Annotated in this window: 15 protein-coding genes; 9 read left to right on the top strand and 6 right to left on the bottom strand. The window is 67.4% G+C overall.

Annotated elements, in window-relative coordinates:
* Positions 1 to 21 precede the first annotated feature (21 nt).
* The 4 genes from pyrC to RLN94_RS12165 are packed head-to-tail and all read right to left on the bottom strand — an operon-like array spanning position 22 to position 3,335.
* Positions 22 to 1,293: a dihydroorotase gene (pyrC, locus tag RLN94_RS12180; protein ID WP_350128565.1), complete on the bottom strand. Its 1,272-nt coding sequence runs from the start codon at positions 1,291 to 1,293 to the stop codon at positions 22 to 24.
* Entirely contained in the window at positions 1,290 to 1,817 is a 528-nt protein-coding gene (locus tag RLN94_RS12175; protein WP_350128562.1) for an aspartate carbamoyltransferase catalytic subunit, read from the bottom strand. The genes pyrC and RLN94_RS12175 overlap by 4 nt, the downstream gene beginning before the upstream one ends.
* Positions 1,818 to 1,845: 28 nt before the next feature.
* Positions 1,846 to 2,385, bottom strand: coding sequence for a hypothetical protein (locus tag RLN94_RS12170; RefSeq protein WP_350128559.1), 540 nt, complete (start codon positions 2,383 to 2,385; stop codon positions 1,846 to 1,848).
* Complete coding sequence (locus tag RLN94_RS12165; RefSeq protein WP_350128556.1) at positions 2,382 to 3,335, bottom strand: aspartate carbamoyltransferase catalytic subunit; 954 nt, start codon at positions 3,333 to 3,335, stop codon at positions 2,382 to 2,384. Before RLN94_RS12165 ends, RLN94_RS12170 begins: the two co-directional genes overlap by 4 nt.
* A 111-nt stretch (positions 3,336 to 3,446) precedes the next feature.
* On the opposite strand from RLN94_RS12165, the gene RLN94_RS12160 reads away from it, so the two are divergent.
* The 8 genes from RLN94_RS12160 (at position 3,447) to RLN94_RS12125 (ending at position 13,702) form a co-directional block, all read left to right on the top strand.
* Positions 3,447 to 4,682 (top strand): putative DNA modification/repair radical SAM protein, encoded by a 1,236-nt coding sequence (locus RLN94_RS12160; RefSeq protein ID WP_350128553.1) that lies wholly within the window; start codon positions 3,447 to 3,449, stop codon positions 4,680 to 4,682.
* Positions 4,682 to 6,118 (top strand): UdgX family uracil-DNA binding protein, encoded by a 1,437-nt coding sequence (locus RLN94_RS12155; RefSeq protein ID WP_350128550.1) that lies wholly within the window; start codon positions 4,682 to 4,684, stop codon positions 6,116 to 6,118. Before RLN94_RS12160 ends, RLN94_RS12155 begins: the two co-directional genes overlap by 1 nt.
* A gap of 49 nt (positions 6,119 to 6,167) precedes the next feature.
* Entirely contained in the window at positions 6,168 to 6,968 is an 801-nt protein-coding gene (locus RLN94_RS12150; protein WP_350128547.1) for a uracil-DNA glycosylase, read from the top strand.
* A complete protein-coding gene (locus RLN94_RS12145) occupies positions 6,965 to 7,558 on the top strand; it encodes a metallophosphoesterase family protein (protein WP_350128544.1) in 594 nt (197 codons plus the stop codon). Before RLN94_RS12150 ends, RLN94_RS12145 begins: the two co-directional genes overlap by 4 nt.
* A complete protein-coding gene (locus RLN94_RS12140; RefSeq protein ID WP_350128541.1) occupies positions 7,558 to 8,178 on the top strand; it encodes a LysE family translocator in 621 nt (206 codons plus the stop codon). Before RLN94_RS12145 ends, RLN94_RS12140 begins: the two co-directional genes overlap by 1 nt.
* Positions 8,179 to 8,184: 6 nt before the next feature.
* Positions 8,185 to 8,727: a molybdenum cofactor biosynthesis protein B gene (moaB, locus tag RLN94_RS12135; protein WP_350128538.1), complete on the top strand. Its 543-nt coding sequence runs from the start codon at positions 8,185 to 8,187 to the stop codon at positions 8,725 to 8,727.
* A gap of 102 nt (positions 8,728 to 8,829) precedes the next feature.
* Entirely contained in the window at positions 8,830 to 10,290 is a 1,461-nt protein-coding gene (locus RLN94_RS12130) for an efflux RND transporter periplasmic adaptor subunit (RefSeq protein ID WP_350128535.1), read from the top strand.
* 4 nt (positions 10,291 to 10,294) lie between these two features.
* Positions 10,295 to 13,702 carry an efflux RND transporter permease subunit gene (locus tag RLN94_RS12125; RefSeq protein ID WP_350128532.1) on the top strand — a complete coding sequence of 1,136 codons (3,408 nt, stop codon included), beginning with the start codon at positions 10,295 to 10,297 and terminating at the stop codon, positions 13,700 to 13,702.
* Here the strand turns inward: RLN94_RS12125 and RLN94_RS12120 are convergent.
* Entirely contained in the window at positions 13,681 to 14,493 is an 813-nt protein-coding gene (locus tag RLN94_RS12120; protein ID WP_350158615.1) for a protein-disulfide reductase DsbD domain-containing protein, read from the bottom strand. The two genes, RLN94_RS12125 and RLN94_RS12120, sit on opposite strands and share 22 nt — an antisense overlap.
* Before the next feature lie 160 nt (positions 14,494 to 14,653).
* Here RLN94_RS12120 and RLN94_RS12115 point away from each other — a divergent pair, with 160 nt between their 5' ends.
* Entirely contained in the window at positions 14,654 to 15,208 is a 555-nt protein-coding gene (locus tag RLN94_RS12115; protein WP_350128745.1) for a YqgE/AlgH family protein, read from the top strand.
* Between the two features lie 18 nt (positions 15,209 to 15,226).
* Here the strand turns inward: RLN94_RS12115 and RLN94_RS12110 are convergent, their stop codons facing one another.
* Entirely contained in the window at positions 15,227 to 15,991 is a 765-nt protein-coding gene (locus RLN94_RS12110; RefSeq protein WP_350128526.1) for a class II aldolase and adducin N-terminal domain-containing protein, read from the bottom strand.
* Between the last annotated feature and the right edge of the window lie 21 nt (positions 15,992 to 16,012).

Here is a 16,012-nt window from a genome sequence, read left to right as displayed (position 1 = left end):
CCAAATAGATTTTCAGTTCCGCTATTCGGCGAAAACGCATTCGCCACCCACGTAAGTCGCCAGCACACGCCCCTGCATGCGCTGGCCGTCAAAGGGCGTGTTCTTGGATTTCGACCGCAGCGTTTCGCGGTCCATGATGAAAGGTTTGTCGGGGTCGAACAGCACCAGATCGGCCGGCGCCCCCTTGCCCAGACGCCCGCTTTCCAGCCCCAGCCGCTTGGCGGGATTGAGCGCCAAGGCCTTGAAAAGCTGGGGCAAACTCAGGTCGCCCGAGTGATAAAGCCGCATCGCCGCCGGCAGCAATGTCTCCAGCGCCACCGCCCCGCTCGCCGCCTCCTCGAAGGGCAGGCGCTTGCTTTCCTCGTCCTGCGGCGTGTGCATCGAACTGATCGTGTCGATCAACCCCTCGCGCACCGCCTCGACCACCGCCATCCGGTCCTCCTCGGACCTGAGCGGCGGCTTGACCTTGAAGAAGGTCCGGTAATCGGCCACGTCCAGCTCGTTCAGCGTCAGGTGATGGATCGAGGTCCCGGCGGTCACGTCGAACCCGTTATTCTTGGCCCTCTCCAGCGCCGGCAGCGCCCGCGACGCGGTGATCTGGTCGGCATGATACCGCGCCTTCGTCATCTCGATCAGCGCGATATCCCGGTCCAGCCCCATCCGCTCCGCCATCGGCGACACGGCCGGCAACCCCTTGAGAGAAGAGAACTTTCCGCTCGTGGCCGAGGCCCCGGCCGACAGCACCGGCTCCTGCGGATGGGCGATCACCAGCGCGCCAAGGCTGCGCGCATAGGTCAGCGCGCGGGTCAGCACCTTGGTATCGGTCACCACGTGGTCGCAATCGGTAAAGGCCACGGCGCCGGCATCCATCAGGAAGCTGATCTCGGTCATCTCCCGCCCCTCGCGCCCCTTCGTGAGCGCGGCCATGGCCAGCACGGTCACATCCGCCGCCTCCTGCGCCCGCCTTGCCACGAATTCCAGCGTTTCCGGGCTGTCGATCGCCGGCATCGTATCGGGCCGCGTCACCATCGTCGTGACCCCGCCCGCCGCCGCCGCCAGCCCGGCCGAACGATAGCTCTCCTTGTGCCGCTCGCCGGGCTCGCACACCTTCACCCCGATATCGACAATCCCCGGCGCCAGGCACTTGCCCCCGCAGTCGACGACCTTCTCCGCCCTGGGCGCCTCGCCGCTGCCCCGGTCCAGCACGCGGCCACCCTCGGCCAACAGCCATCCGGGCGTATCCGTTCCGGCCTCCGGATCGATCAGCCGGGCGTTGTAAAAAAGGGTTTTCAAACCGCCTGCCCCTTCTGAATGTCGCGCATCATCCGATACACCTCCGCCCCGTTCTCGATCCGTTCAAAGCCCACGTCAACGCGGTAATGACCGTTCTTCTTCCGCCGCATTTCGTGGTTGAACATGATCGAGGCCGGCGTACCACCCTCATAGTCGATCACCGTCGATTTCGTGATCGGATAGCTCTTCAGGCTGCGCCCGCGGAACGGCAGATCCGTCGCGATGAAAGCCCGCCGGTCGGTCAGCGTGTACCACGTATGCCGCCGCCGCCACGCGCTCCAGAAGGTCGATCCGAAGGCCACGCCGACCCCCACGAAGAAATGCAACAGCCCGAACATCCAGAAGAACCCGCCCGCCTGCGAGGCCAGCACCATCCACACCAGCGCAAAGCCCGCAAAGAACAGACCGAACAGGAAGCCCACGATATTCTTGGCTTTCAGCGTCATGCGCCCGTCGGGCCGCCCCTGCCAGATCACGGTCTCATCGTCGTCGAGAATACCTTCCCAGCCCTCGGCCTGCGTCATCCGCCCCTCCCCGAGCGGGCCCCGTCGCTCACCGGGCCACCAGCACGAGGGTCACTATGATCGCCAGCGCGACCACCCCCGCCACGGCCCAGAGCCAGTTGCGCTGGCGCGGCGTCACGGTCTCGCTGGCCCCGCCCGACACCGTGCCCTCCGCCGACCCCGACGGCAGCGTCTCGAAGGACACCGGCGGGCGGTCTTCCGAGAAGCTCCCGATCAGGCGCAGCGGCGCGCGCGGGGTCAGCGTCTGCGCCTTGCCACCAAGGGCTTTCGACGTCACCACCATCACCCAGCCCTGTTGCCCGTCAAGCCGGGCGCGCACGTCCTGAAGCTGTTCCCGGGGGATGCCCATCCCCTCCTCGAGATAGCCGGCAAGGCCCACCCCCTCGAGGTCGCTCGCCTGGAACACCTCGACATGCTCGGGGTCGAGCGTGTCGGCCCCCAGCGCTTTCTGCGCGGGCCATTCGCCGTTCCGGCGGTTGAAATTCGCGGCCTCGTCGCCTTCGAGGTCGACCGCGAAGACCCATACAAGGCCGCGATCACTTGCCTTCACGTTGATCTTGTCGCTCATACCATCACCTCTCTGGTTCGGCTGGCGCGAAGGTTCCGCGCCAGAAGGTCCATCGCCGCCATACGCACAGCGACCCCCATCTCCACCTGATCCTGGATGACGCTGCGGTTGATGTCGTCGGCGATCTCGCCGTCGATCTCGACCCCCCGGTTCATCGGGCCCGGATGCATCACGATGGCGTCGTCCTTGGCATAGGCCAGCTTCTCGGCATCCAGCCCGTAGCGGAAATAGTATTCCCGCTCCGAGGGGATGAAGCCGCCGTCCATCCGTTCCTTCTGAAGCCGCAGCATCATCACCACGTCGACGTCGCGCAGCCCTTCCTTCATGTCCTCGAACACCTCGACGCCGAAGTCGGAAATGCCCGAGGGCATCAGCGTCGGCGGCCCGATCAGGCGCACGCGGTTCTCCATCTTGTGCAGCAGCAGGATATTCGACCGCGCCACCCGCGAATGGGCGATATCGCCGCAGATCGCGATGCTGAGGCGATGCAGCCGCCCCTTGGCCCGCCGGATGGTCAGCGCATCCAGCAGCGCCTGCGTCGGATGCTCATGCCGCCCGTCGCCCGCGTTCAGCACGGCGCATTTCACCTTCTGCGCCAGCAGGTCCACCGCCCCGGAATGCGGGTGCCGCACGACCAGCAGGTCGGGATGCATCGCGTTCAGCGTCAGCGCCGTGTCGATCAGCGTCTCGCCCTTTTTGATCGAGCTGGCCTGCATCCCCATGTTCATCACGTCCGCGCCCAGCCGTTTGCCCGCCAGTTCGAAACTGGCCTGCGTGCGGGTGGAATTCTCGAAGAACATGTTGATCTGGGTCAGCCCGGCCAGCGCGTCGCCGTGCTTCATGTTGGACCGGTTGAGATCCACATAGCGCTCGGACAGGTCGAGAATGGTGCTGATTTCCGGGGCCGCAAGGGGCTCGATCCCCAGGAGATGGGTTTGTGAAAAGCTCATCCGCCACTCTCTCTTGACTGCCCGGGTTATAGGAACGCCGCGGTGCGGAGTCTAGCGCATCACGAAGACGTTGGCTTGCGGCGCCCATGGCGCGAACATATAGTGAACACCATGGCCGCGATGACCCTCGATCAGAAACTGGCGATTCTTTCGGACGCTGCGAAATACGATGCCTCCTGCGCATCGAGCGGCGGCGCGAAGCGTGACAGCCGCGATGGCAAGGGGCTGGGCTCGGTCACCGGGTCGGGCATCTGCCACGCCTATGCGCCCGATGGCCGCTGCATCAGCCTGCTCAAGATCCTGATGACGAATTTCTGCATCTACGACTGCGCCTATTGCATCAACCGGGTCAGCTCGAACGTCAAACGCGCGCGCTTCTCCCCCGAGGAGGTGGTGCATCTCACCCTCGAATTCTACCGCCGCAACTATATCGAGGGGCTGTTCCTCAGCTCCGGAATCATCCGCTCGCCCGACGACACGATGGCCGACATGGTGCGCATCGCCTGCACCCTTCGGACCGAGCACCGCTTTCGCGGCTACATCCACCTCAAGACGATCCCCGACGCCGACCCCAAGCTGATCGAGGAAGCCGGGCTCTACGCCGACCGGCTGTCGATCAACGTCGAGCTGCCCACTGACACCGCCGTGAAATCCTACGCGCCCGAGAAATCGCCCGACCAGATCCGCAAGGCGATGGCCGATGTGCGCATCCTCAAGGAGGAGCGGAAGGAGAAAAGCTTCACCGGCAAGCGCCCGCCGAAATTCGCGCCGGCCGGTCAGTCGACCCAGATGATCGTGGGGGCGGACGGCGCGAACGATGCCACCATCCTCAAAACCTCCACCCGGCTTTACAGCAGTTACCGGCTGAAACGCGTCTATTACTCGGCCTTCTCGCCCATCCCCGACGCCTCAGCCACCCTGCCGCTGATCAAGCCGCCGCTCATGCGGGAGCACAGGCTCTATCAGGCCGACTGGCTGCTGCGGTTCTACGGGTTCGAGCTGGGCGAGATCACCGGGGCGACGCCGGGCGGCAACCTCGATCTCGAGGTTGATCCCAAGCTCGCCTGGGCGCTGGCCAACCGCCATGTCTTCCCCGTCGACGTGAACCGGGCCGATCGGGAAACGCTGCTCCGCGTGCCGGGGTTCGGGACGCGAACGGTGACCCGCATCCTTGCCACCCGCCGCCACCGCAGCCTGCGCTATGAGGACCTGCAGCGCATGGGCGCCAACCTCAAGAACGCCCGCCCCTTCATCACCCTCCCCGGCTGGAGCCCGCGAAACACGCTCGACGCCGCCGACCTGCGTGCGCGTTTCGCGCCGCCGCCGGAACAACTGGCGTTGTTCTGATGCACCGGGTCGACCTGCCCACCGTCGGCACCTTCGAGGCATGGCGCGATGCGGCGCGGGGCTTGCTGTCGGCGGGGGTGCCGCCGGAGCAGGTAGTCTGGCAACATGGCGAGGGGGCAGGCGACCTGTTCGTTGACACCAGCCCTCTGCCGGAGGCCGAATCCCCCCGCCAGATCACTGTGCCCGAGGGTTTCCTGACCCTCACGCGCCTCGTCCTCTGGCACCGCGACCCGGAGCGTTTCGCGCGCGCCTACGCCCTGCTCTGCGCCCTGCAGGACAACCCCCGCCTGATCCACGACCGGGGCGATCCGCGCTTCGCCAAGCTCAACGCCATGGCCAAGGAGGTGGGCCGCGACAAGCACAAGATGACCGCCTTCGTCCGCTTCCGCGAAATCGGCGAGCCTGACGCCCCGCGCCGCCGCTTCGCCGCCTGGTTCGAGCCCTCGCATTTCATCACCGAACCCACCGCGCCCTTCTTTGCCAAGCGCTTCGGCGACATGGACTGGACGATCTTCACCCCCAACCTGACCGCGCATTTCGAGGACGCCAACCTGCGCTTCGCCCCCGGCGCGCCCAAGCCACCGCTGGCCGAGGACGACACCGAAACGCTGTGGCGCACCTATTTCCGGTCGATCTTCAACCCGGCGCGGGTGAAGCTCAAGGCGATGCAGGCGGAGATGCCCAAGAAATACTGGAAGAACCTGCCCGAGGCCGACCTGATCCCCGAGATGGTGGCCACCGCCCGCGCCCGCGCCGCGGGCATGGCCGAGGCCGCGCCGACGCTGGCGCCGGCGCGTGCCGGTCGTATCCTGCACCGCCTGCACAACAAGCGGGAGGAAGGGCCGCCCATCGGCAGCGAGGCCGAGTTCCGCGCCGCGCTTCAGGGCTGCCGCCGCTGTCCGCTTTGGGAATACGCCACCCAGCCGGTACCGGGCGAAGGGCCGCTCGATGCCAAGCTGATGTTCGTGGGCGAACAGCCGGGCGATCAGGAGGATCTGACCGGTCGGCCTTTCGTCGGCCCCGCCGGGCGGCTCTTCGACGAGGTGCTGGGCGAGGCCGGGATTGACCGGGCCGAGGCTTACGTCACCAATGCCGTCAAGCACTTCAAGTTCAAGCCCCGCGGCAAGCGCCGCCTGCACGAACCGCCCAATTCGCACGAGATCCAGCATTGCCGCTGGTGGCTGGATATCGAGCGCAGGCGTGTGCAGCCCGGCCTGATCGTGGCGCTGGGGGCGACGGCGCTTGAAAGCCTGACCGGCAACCGGAAGGGTTTGCTCAAGCGCCGCGGCAGCGTCGAAGCCGCAGATGACGGCACGCCCGTCTTCATCACCGTCCATCCCAGCTTCCTGCTGCGCCTGCCCGACCGGGCGCAACAGGCCGACGAACGCGCCAGGTTCCGCGACGACCTGCGCGCCGCCGCCGCGATGGTGGCCTGACCCGCTTTTCCGGGTTCAGGCCCGCCCGGCCTTGAGATACGCTGCGACCGTGGAATCGGAGCTTTCATATCACGCCGCCCGCGCCCTGCTGGAATGGCATATCGAACTCGGCGCGACCGAGGCGATCGGCGATCTGCCGGTCAACCGCTATGAAATCCCGGCCGCCGCGCTTGCGCCCAAGCCCGCGCCGGAAGCCCAGCCCACGCGGGCAACGCCCCCCCTGCCGCCACAGTCGCCCGAGGTCGACCCGGTCGACGTGGCCCGCGCCGCCGCCGCCGATGCCGCCGACCTGGGGGCGCTGGAGGCGGCGATGGCGGATTTTGCCCATTGCGACCTGAAGATGGGCGCCCGGAACCTCGTGTTCTTCGACGGCAACCCCGCCGCCCGCGTGATGATCATCGGCGAGGCGCCGGGGCGCGACGAGGATATGCAAGGCAAGCCCTTTGTCGGCCGCGCCGGGCAGTTGCTCGACCGCATGCTGGCGGCGATCGGCATGGCCCGCCATGCCGAGGACCCGGCCCGCGCGGTCTACATCACCAACGTCCTGCCCTGGCGCCCGCCCCAGAACCGCGATCCGACGCCCGAGGAGATTGCCATGCTGCTGCCCTTCGTGCAGCGCCACGTGGAGCTGGTCGATCCGGAGCTGGTCGTGCTGATGGGCAACACGAGCTGTCAGGCCGGGCTGGGCCGGCGCGGCATCACCCGGCTGCGCGGCACGTGGACACAAGCCTATGGCCGGCCCGCCCTGCCGATGTTCCACCCGGCGGGCCTGCTGCGCAATCCGCATAACAAGCGGCATGCCTGGGCCGACCTGCTGGAACTTCAGGCGCGGCTCGAGGGGCAGACATGAGGATACTGGCCTTTTCCGACCTGCACCTCGCCCGGGCCCGGGCCGCCGCGCTTGTCGAGGCCAGCAACGACGCCGACCTCGTGATCGGCGCGGGCGATTTCTGCAACATGCGGCAGGGGCTGGCCGAGGCGATGGACCTGCTGGACGGCATCACCGCCCCCTTCGTCGTGGTCCCCGGCAATGCCGAAAGCTTCGAGGAGTTGCAGACGGCGGCCAACCCGGGGATGCGCGTGCTGCACGGCACCGGGGTCGACGTGAACCGGCTGAAGGTCTTCGGGCTGGGCTACGGCGTGCCGGTGACGCCCTTCGGCGACTGGAGTTGCGACCTGTCCGAGGACCAGGCGGCGGAGATGCTTGGCCCCTGCGAGACAGCCGACATCCTTGTCCTGCATTCGCCGCCCAAGGGCGTGGCGGACGTGACCTCGGGCGGGCAGTCGGTCGGCTCGACGGCGATCTACGAGGCCATCGAGCGCATCCAGCCCAGGCTCGCCTTCTGCGGCCACATCCACGATAGCTGGGGGCAATCGGGCCGGATCGGCAACACGCAGGTTGTCAATCTCGGCCCGCGCCCCAACTGGTTCGACCTGTGATGGTCGATCTGCTGACCCTTCTCGCCTTCGTGCCTGCCGCCGTGGCGCTGAACCTGACGCCGGGGGCGGACATGATGTTCTGCCTCGGGCAGGGCCTGCGCGCCGGCCCGGGGCCGGCCATTGCCGCCAGCGCGGGCATCGCGCTGGGGGGCATGGTGCATGTGACGCTGGCGGGGCTCGGCCTCGGCGCGGCCGTCGCCACCCTGCCGTGGCTCTTCGACGTTATCCGCTGGGCCGGGGTCGCCTACCTGCTCTGGCTCGCCTGGCAGGCCCTGCGCCATCCGCCGCAAGCCGGCGATGCGCCCAAGGTACGCCCGGCCCGCGCCTTTCGCGACGGGATGGTGGTGAACCTCACCAACCCCAAGGTGATCCTCTTCGTGCTGGCCTTCCTGCCGCAGTTCATCGAACCGGCAAAGGGCAGCGTGTTGTTGCAGTTCCTGATACTCGGCTCAGTGATCGGGGTGGGCGGTTTCATCGTCAATTCCGCCGTCGGCATCTTCGCGGGCGGCCTCGGGCGCCGGATGACACAATCGCCCGCCTTCTCGCGCGGCATCGGCTATGTCTGCGCGACCATCTTCACGGGCCTCGCCCTGCGCCTTGCCCTGATCGAAAGGACCTGACCCGCCATGAGCCGCATCGACGACAGCCGGGAGTTCATTCCCGTCCGCATCGCCGTTCTGACCGTCAGCGACACGCGCGACGCCGCCGACGACCGCTCCGGCAACACGCTGGCCGACCGGATCGAGGCGGCGGGTCATGTCCTGGCCGACCGGATGATCGTGCGCGACGAGCGCGACCAGATCGTCGAGCAATTGCGCGAATGGGTCAATGACGACCGGGTCGACGTGGTCATCTCCACCGGCGGCACCGGGCTGACCGGGCGCGACGTGACGGTCGAGGCGCATCGCGAGATCTACGAGAAGGAGATCGACGCCTTCGGCACGGTCTTCACCATCGTCTCGATGCAGAAGATCGGCACCAGCGCCGTACAGTCGCGCGCCACCGGCGGCGTGGCGAACGGCACCTATCTCTTTGCCCTGCCCGGCAGCCCCGACGCCTGCAAGGATGCGTGGGACGAAATCCTGCAGCCGCAGTTCGATTATCGCCACCGCCCCTGCAATTTCGTGGAAATCATGCCGCGGCTCGACGAAAATCTGCGACGGAAGTAGCGGCCCCGCCCGTAGAACCCTCGTGCACTTGGCATTAACGCCATTCCGACTACTATCACCGGACGCCCCGAGGGGCCCGTTTCAGGGGTTCTACGAAGCCGTATGAGATTTCTCCGCCAAAGCCTGACCGGCCTGCTGTTGCTGTCGCTGACGCTGGGTCTGCTGGTCTATGCCGGCCAGATCGTGTTTTCCGCCGTTCAGGAACGGATGGCGGACGAACCGCGCGTGCCCGAGCGGCGCGAACGGGTCTTCGCCGTCAACGTGGTCGAGGCGCGCGAACAGACGATCACGCCGGAACTGACCGCCTATGGCGAGATCCAGAGCCGCCGGACGCTGGAAATCCGCGCCAAGACGACCGGCACGCTGGTGACTTTGGCCGATAATTTCGAGGAGGGCGGCGTGGTCGAGGCGGGGCAGCTTCTGGCACAGGTCGACCCGGCCGATGCGGAGTTTGCCCTGAACCGCGCCGAGAGCGAGCTGACCGACGCGCAGGCCGAGAAGAAGGAAGCCGTGCGCGGGCTGGAACTGGCGCAGGACGAGCTCGACGCGGCCGAGGAACAGGCCACGCTGCAGGAAAAGGCCTATCAGCGGCAGGTCGACCTGGAAGATCGCGGCGTCGGCACCTCGGCGGCGGTGGAAACCGCCGAGCTTGCGGCGGCGCAGGCGCGTCAGGCGGTCATCGCCCGGCGGCAGGCACTGGCCGTGGCCGAGGCCCGCATCGATCAGGCCGACACCAGCCTCGCCCGCGCGCGCATCGCCTTCGAGGAGGCCGAGCGGCAGTTGGCCGACACCCGCATCGTCGCCGGCTTCTCGGGCACGCTGAGTGACGTTTCCGTGGTCGAGGGCGGGCTCGTCTCGGCCAACGAACAGCTTGGCACGCTGGTCGACGGCAACGCGCTCGAGGTCTCCTTCCGCGTCTCCACCCCGCAATACGGCCGGCTTCTGGACGAGACCGGCAGCCTGCTCAAGGCGCCGGTTTCGGCCTATCTCAGCGCCTACGGGCTCGACTTGGAAGCCAGGGGCGTGATCAGCCGCGAAAGCGCCGCCGTGGGTGAAGGCACCACAGGCCGCCTGCTGTTCGCGCGGCTCTACGAGGCGCCGGCGATGAAACCCGGCGATTTCGTCACCGTCCGGATCGAAGAGCCCTCGCTTGAACGGATGGTGCGCCTGCCCGCCTCCTCGCTGGGGCCGAGCGGCACGGTGCTGGTGCTCGACGAGGAGAACCGCCTGAAGACGCTTCAGGTCGAGCTGCTGCGGCGGCAGGGCGACGATATCCTCGTGCGCGGCGACGACCTGCCCGGCGCCCGCGTCGTGGTCGAGCGCACGCCGCTTCTGGGCGAGGGCATCCGGGTGCGTCCGCTGACCCCCGGTGTTCCGGAGGAGGAGGCGGCTGACCCAAGCACGCTGGAGCTGTCTGCCGCGCGCCGCGAGCGGCTGATGGAATTCGTCGAGGCTAGCGCCGACATGAGCGAGGAGGTCAAGCGCCGCCTGCTGGGCCAGCTTGAACAGGAACGCGTGCCGGCGCGGGTCGTCGAACGGCTTGAACGCCGGATGGGGGGCTGACGCCTTGGCCCGCGTCCCCTCTCCGCGCGTGGCCGGCGTGCTGTCCTACTTCACGCGCCACCGCACCGCCGCCAACCTCCTGCTCGTCGTGCTGGTGGTCCTGGGCCTTGCCGCCCTGCCGAAGATGCGGGCGCAGTTCTTTCCCGACGTGGTCATCGACAGCATCAGCATCTCGGTCACCTGGGACGGCGCCAGCGCCGAGGATGTCGACAACGCCATCGTGCAGGTGCTCGAACCCGTGCTGCTGGCGGTCGAAGGCGTCGAAAGCAGCGAGGCCGACAGCCGCGAGAACGCGGCGTCCATCGCGCTGGAATTCGAGCCCGGCTGGGACATGAGCCGCGCCGCCGACGAGGTGCAGGGCGCGGTCGACACCGTGACCACCCTGCCCGACGATGCCGAGGAACCCGAGGTCCGGCGCGGGGCCTGGCGCGACCGGGTGACCGACGTGGTGATCACCGGACCGGTCGGGCCCGAACAGCTTGGCCTCTTCGCCGACGAGCTTGTCAGGCGCCTGTTCGACGCGGGCGTCACCCGCACCACGATCCGGGGCATCGCCGCGCCCGAAACCATCGTCGAGGTGCCGTCGACCAACCTCATCGCCTACGACATCACCATGGCCGAGATCGCAGCCGCCGTGGGCGCCGAGGTCGATGCCAACCCGGCCGGCGACGTGGAAGGCTCCAACACCCGCGTGCGCACCGGTACCGAGAAGCGCAACGCCGACCAGATCGCCGATATCGTCCTGCGCTCGAACCGCGACGGCACCAAGCTGACCGTGGGCGACGTGGCCACCGTGCGGGTCGAGGGGGTCGACCGGAACCGTCAGTATTTCGTGGGCGAGAACCCGGCCATGTCGGTGCGCGTCGACCGCTCGGCCCAAGGCGACGCCATCGCCATCCAGCAAACGGTCGAGGAGGTATCGGCCGAGCTGCAGAACACCCTGCCCGAAGGCGTGGAACTGTCGCTCATCCGCACGCGGGCCGAGGCGATCTCGGGCCGGCTGAGCCTGCTGCTCGACAACGGGCTGACCGGGCTGGCGCTGGTGGTGCTGCTGCTGTTCCTGTTCCTCAACGCGCGCACCGCCTTCTGGGTGGCGGCGGGCATTCCGGTGGCCCTGCTGGCGGCGGTGGCGATGATGTACCTGGGCGGGCTGACCTTCAACATGATCTCGCTTTTCGCGCTGATCATCACGCTGGGCATCGTGGTCGACGACGCCATCGTCGTGGGCGAACATGCCGACGCGCGGGTGCGCAAGCTGGGCGAATCCCCCGTCGAGGCGGCCGAACGCGCCGCACACCGGATGGCGCTGCCGGTCTTCTCGGCCACGCTGACCACGCTGATCGCCTTTTTCGGGCTGGTCGCCATCGGCGGGCGGTTCGGCGACCTGATCATCGACATTCCGTTCACCGTGATCGTGGTCTTGATGGCCTCGCTGGTGGAATGCTTCCTGATCCTGCCCAACCACATGTCGCACGCGCTGGCCCATTCGGCCAAGGCGCACTGGTACGATATGCCCAGCCGGGTCGTGAACCGCGGCTTCGTCTGGGTCCGGGAGAAACTGTTCCGGCCGTTCATCGGAATGGTGATCCGGGCGCGCTACGTGGTTTGCGCCCTGATCGTCGTGATCCTCGCGTCCCAGGCGGCCCTTTTCATCAAGGGGGACGTGACGTGGCGGTTCTTCAATTCCCCCGAGCAAAGCAGCGTCACCGGCAATTTCATGATGGCGCCGGGCGCCACGCGCGAGGATTCGGTCGAGATGATGCGCGAGATGCAGCGCGCGACCGAGGCGCTGGGGGCCGAGTACGAGGAACGCTATGGCCGCAACCCGCTGGCCTTCGTGCTGGCCGAGATCGGCGGCAACAGCGGCCGGGGGCTTTCCGGATCGGACACCAAGGACGAGGACCAGCTCGGCGGCATTTCCATCGAATTGATCGACGCCGACCCGCGCCCCTATTCCAGCTTCGCCTTCGTCGGAGAGCTGCAGGAGCGGGTCGAGCCGCACCCGATGGCCGAAACCGTCAGCTTCCGCGGCTGGCGTTCGGGCCCGGGCGGCGATGCGCTCGATGTCGAGTTCTTCGGCGCCACGGCCGAGACGCTCAAGGCCGCCTCCGAAGCCTTGAAGGCCGCGCTGGCGCAGTTTCCCGAGGTGTCGGCGGTCGAGGACAACCTCGCCTATGACAAGGAAGAGCTGATCCTCGACCTCACCCCGCAGGGGCAGGCGCTTGGGTTTACAATCGACGAGCTGGGCCGCGTGCTGCGCAACCGGCTGACCGGGATCGAGGCCGCCACCTATCCCGACGGACCGCGCAGTGCCGAGGTGTGGGTCGAGCTGCCCGAGGGCGAGCTGACCGCCGATTTCCTCGAACGGATGCAGATGCGCACGCCGTCGGGCACCTACGTGCCGCTGGCCGATATCGTCAGCGTCGACCGGCGCACCGGCTTTTCCACCGTCCGGCGCGAGAACGGCCTGCGGCTGATCAACGTGACCGGCGACATCTCGGAGGACGATGCCGCCCGCGCCTCGGAGATCATGGAGGCGCTGGAGGGCGAGATTCTGCCCGACATCGCCGCCACGCACCAGGTGGAATGGAGCCTGTCGGGCCTGTCCGAACAGGAAGACGAGTTCCTCAACGATGCCCGGTTGGGGCTGATCCTGACGCTGACGGGCATCTACCTCGTGCTGGCCTGGGTGTTTGCAAGCTGGACCCGGCCGATGGTGGTGATGGCGGTCATCCCCTTCGGCCTGATCGGCGCCGTCTACGGGCATTGGGTGTGGGACGTGCCCCTGTCGATGTTCACGGTGGTGGGCCTTCTGGGCATGACCGGGATCATCATCAACGACTCGATCGTCCTGGTCACCACGATCGACGAATACGCCAGCGAACGGGGCGTGATCCCGTCGATCATCGACGGCGCGGCCGACCGGCTTAGGCCGGTCATGCTGACCACGCTGACGACGGTGCTGGGGCTGGCGCCGCTGCTGTTCGAGCGCTCGCAACAGGCGCAGTTCCTCAAGCCGACGGTGATCACGCTGGTCTACGGGCTGGGCTTCGGGATGGTGCTTGTGCTGCTGCTGGTGCCCTCGCTGATCGCGATCCAGCACGACATCAAGCGCCGCACCGGTTCCTTGCGGCGGGCACTGGCCGCGCCGGTGGCGTCGGTCCGGCTGACCGTGGCAGGTTCACTGGCGGTCGTGGTGGCATGGCTGGTGGCGACCATGGGCCTGACATGGGCGACCGGGCACCTGCCGCAACCCTTCACCGAGGCACTGCCGATGCTGAACGGCGCCTCGCCGATGATGGCGGCGCTCGGCCTCTACCTTGCGGGTGCGCTGCTGATCGTGCTGCTGGTGCTGACCGGCGTCGGGATCGCCTTCCTCCTCCGCCGGCGTCAGCCGGCCGGGCAGCCCTGAATATCTACCGCCCGCGACTGGCCCACCACGGTGATCCGGATGCCCGAACGGTTCAGGGCAAAGGAGCGCCCCTCCACATGGTAGAGCTTCGTCTCGGCCACCAGTCGGCCACCCTGCCGCACGGTGCGGGCGGGCGCGACCCAGATGCGCGGGTCGTCCACCTCGACGATCGCCGTCTCGGCGCCGCCGGTGCGGGGCATGTCGATCTCGGCCCGCAGGCCGATGCCGTCCTCGATGGGCGAGATGCGGCACGAGACGCGGGCCACCTTCGCCTCCTTCGCGGTATAGGGCCGGCTGGCCAGCGCCGCGGCAATGCGCGGGTCGGGGGTGCGGCTGTCGCCGGGCAAGAGGCCCGAGACCTGCAGCTCGACCGGCACGCAGACATCCTTGCAGACGCCCATCTCGACCCGGCCGTTCAACGCCACGTCACGCCCCGCCTGCCCCGGCGCCACGCGGATCGGCAGGATCACCGAATCCTTGTAGCCGATGGTCCGCAGCCCGCCCTCGACGGTCACGCTGGGGGTGGGCCAGACGATCTCGACCCCCGACAGGTTGCCGGAGCGGCGCCAGTCGAACTGTGGCGGAATGCCCGAGTCGCCCGGCGCGCGCCAGTAGGTCTTCCACCCCGGCCGCATCCGCACCTCGAGCCCGGCCATATGCACGCCGCTCGCCGTGCGCCAGCCCGGCAGCACGCGCATCTCGACAAGGTCCGATCCCTGCTGTGCCTGTGCGGGCCCCAATGAAAGCGCCGCGCAGAAGGCGGCGGCGAAAAGGCGAAAAGCTTTACCCATCATGAACCCGAAATGGGCGATAAGCGTTGAAATGCCAAGTCACTTTACGGCGAGACGCCCGCGGCAATCCCGCCGCGGCGCGGAACGCGTGCTTGCACTGGGGCAGGCCAGCCCCCATCATTGGGGGGACAGACAGTTGCGGAGATACGGTTTGAGCGAGATCGACCTGAACGGAAAGCTGCTGATTGCCATGCCGGAAATGGGCGATCCGCGTTTTGCCTATTCGGTCATATTCCTGTGCGCCTATTCCGAGGAAGGCGCCATGGGGCTTGTGATCAACAAGCCTACGGATGACTTGCGGCTGACCAATCTGCTCGAACAGCTTGAAATCACGCAAAGCGACGACGCGCGCGATATCGCGGTGCATTTCGGCGGGCCGGTGGAACACGGGCGCGGCTTCGTGCTGCACGATTACGGCTATCACTCGTCGATCTCGACGCTGGACGTGACCGAGGATTTCGCCATGACCGCAACGCTCGACATCCTCGAAGATCTGGCACAGGGCCGCGGGCCGGGCCACGCGATCATCACGCTGGGATATGCCGGCTGGGGGCCGGGGCAGCTCGAGGGCGAGATTGCCCAGAACGCCTGGCTTACCTGCGAGGCCGATACCAAGCTGGTGTTCGAGACGCCCGATGCGATGAAATGGGAGGCGGCGCTGAAGAAACTCGGCGTCAGCGCCCTGACCCTGTCGGCGGAGGCGGGGCGCGCCTAGCCGCGCCCGCGCCCCGGTTCAGTTGGCGTAGTTCGAGCCTTCCTCGTTGAGGATCGCCATCAGTTCGGCCAGGTGACGATTGGCCTGGCTGGGGTAGTCCTCGATTTCCTGCGCCGTCTTCTCGGCGATCTCGTCCGACAGAACCCGCAGCGGCCGGCCGGTCTGAAGCGCGCGGATATAGGTCTCGGCGGCGCGTTCGAAATAGTACATCCGGTTGAACGTCTCGGCCACGGTCGCGCCCATCACCAGGATGCCGTGATTGCCCATGATCATCACGGTTCTCTTGGGGTCCTGCAATTGCGCGGCACAGCGGTCGCCTTCCTCCTCGAAGGCCAGCCCGCCATAGCCGTCGTCGATCACGTAGCGGTTGAAGAAGGCGGCGCAGTTCTGGTCGATCGGCGGCAGGCTGCTGTCGGCAAGGCTGGCCAGAACGGTCGCGTGAATGGAATGCACGTGCATGACACAGCGGTGATGCGGGCATTGCCGGTGGATCGCGCCGTGCAGCCCCCAAGCCGTGGGATCGGGCGCACCCGGAAGCTCGAGCGTCTCGGGGTCGTTGGCATCCAGCAGCAGCAGGTCGGAGGCCTTGATGCGGCTGAAATGCACCTGGTTGGGGTTCATCAGGAACTGCGTCCCATCCTCGTTCACGGCGAGGGAAAAGTGGTTCGCCACGGCCTCGTGCATGTTAAGGCGTTCGGTCCAGCGGAAGGCGGCGGTCAGCTCGACACGCTCCTGCCAGTGCGAGATGTTGGGGGTGTGGGCGGTCTGTGCGGCGCTTGTCATTTCGGGCTCCTGTTCAGCTTT

Origin of the sequence: Roseovarius sp. (assembly GCF_040223625.1) — a bacterium.
Taxonomy (GTDB): domain Bacteria; phylum Pseudomonadota; class Alphaproteobacteria; order Rhodobacterales; family Rhodobacteraceae; genus Roseovarius.
The sequence above is the reverse complement of the archived record's forward strand: the minus strand, read 5'-3'. Positions and strand labels throughout refer to the sequence as shown.

What these genes read in the sequence shown, in the direction of transcription:
- RLN94_RS12145 (WP_350128544.1), top strand. Translation starts at nt 6,965, where the DNA reads ATGAGGATACTGGCCTTTTCCGACCTGCACCTCGCCCGGGCCCGGGCC.
- RLN94_RS12130 (WP_350128535.1), top strand. Translation starts at nt 8,830, where the DNA reads ATGAGATTTCTCCGCCAAAGCCTGACCGGCCTGCTGTTGCTGTCGCTG.
- RLN94_RS12140 (WP_350128541.1), top strand. Translation starts at nt 7,558, where the DNA reads ATGGTCGATCTGCTGACCCTTCTCGCCTTCGTGCCTGCCGCCGTGGCG.
- moaB (WP_350128538.1), top strand. Translation starts at nt 8,185, where the DNA reads ATGAGCCGCATCGACGACAGCCGGGAGTTCATTCCCGTCCGCATCGCC.
- RLN94_RS12160 (WP_350128553.1), top strand. Translation starts at nt 3,447, where the DNA reads ATGGCCGCGATGACCCTCGATCAGAAACTGGCGATTCTTTCGGACGCT.
- RLN94_RS12170 (WP_350128559.1), bottom strand. Translation starts at nt 2,385, where the DNA reads ATGAGCGACAAGATCAACGTGAAGGCAAGTGATCGCGGCCTTGTATGG.
- RLN94_RS12110 (WP_350128526.1), bottom strand. Translation starts at nt 15,991, where the DNA reads ATGACAAGCGCCGCACAGACCGCCCACACCCCCAACATCTCGCACTGG.
- RLN94_RS12120 (WP_350158615.1), bottom strand. Translation starts at nt 14,493, where the DNA reads ATGGGTAAAGCTTTTCGCCTTTTCGCCGCCGCCTTCTGCGCGGCGCTT.
- RLN94_RS12175 (WP_350128562.1), bottom strand. Translation starts at nt 1,817, where the DNA reads ATGACGCAGGCCGAGGGCTGGGAAGGTATTCTCGACGACGATGAGACC.
- RLN94_RS12155 (WP_350128550.1), top strand. Translation starts at nt 4,682, where the DNA reads ATGCACCGGGTCGACCTGCCCACCGTCGGCACCTTCGAGGCATGGCGC.
- RLN94_RS12165 (WP_350128556.1), bottom strand. Translation starts at nt 3,335, where the DNA reads ATGAGCTTTTCACAAACCCATCTCCTGGGGATCGAGCCCCTTGCGGCC.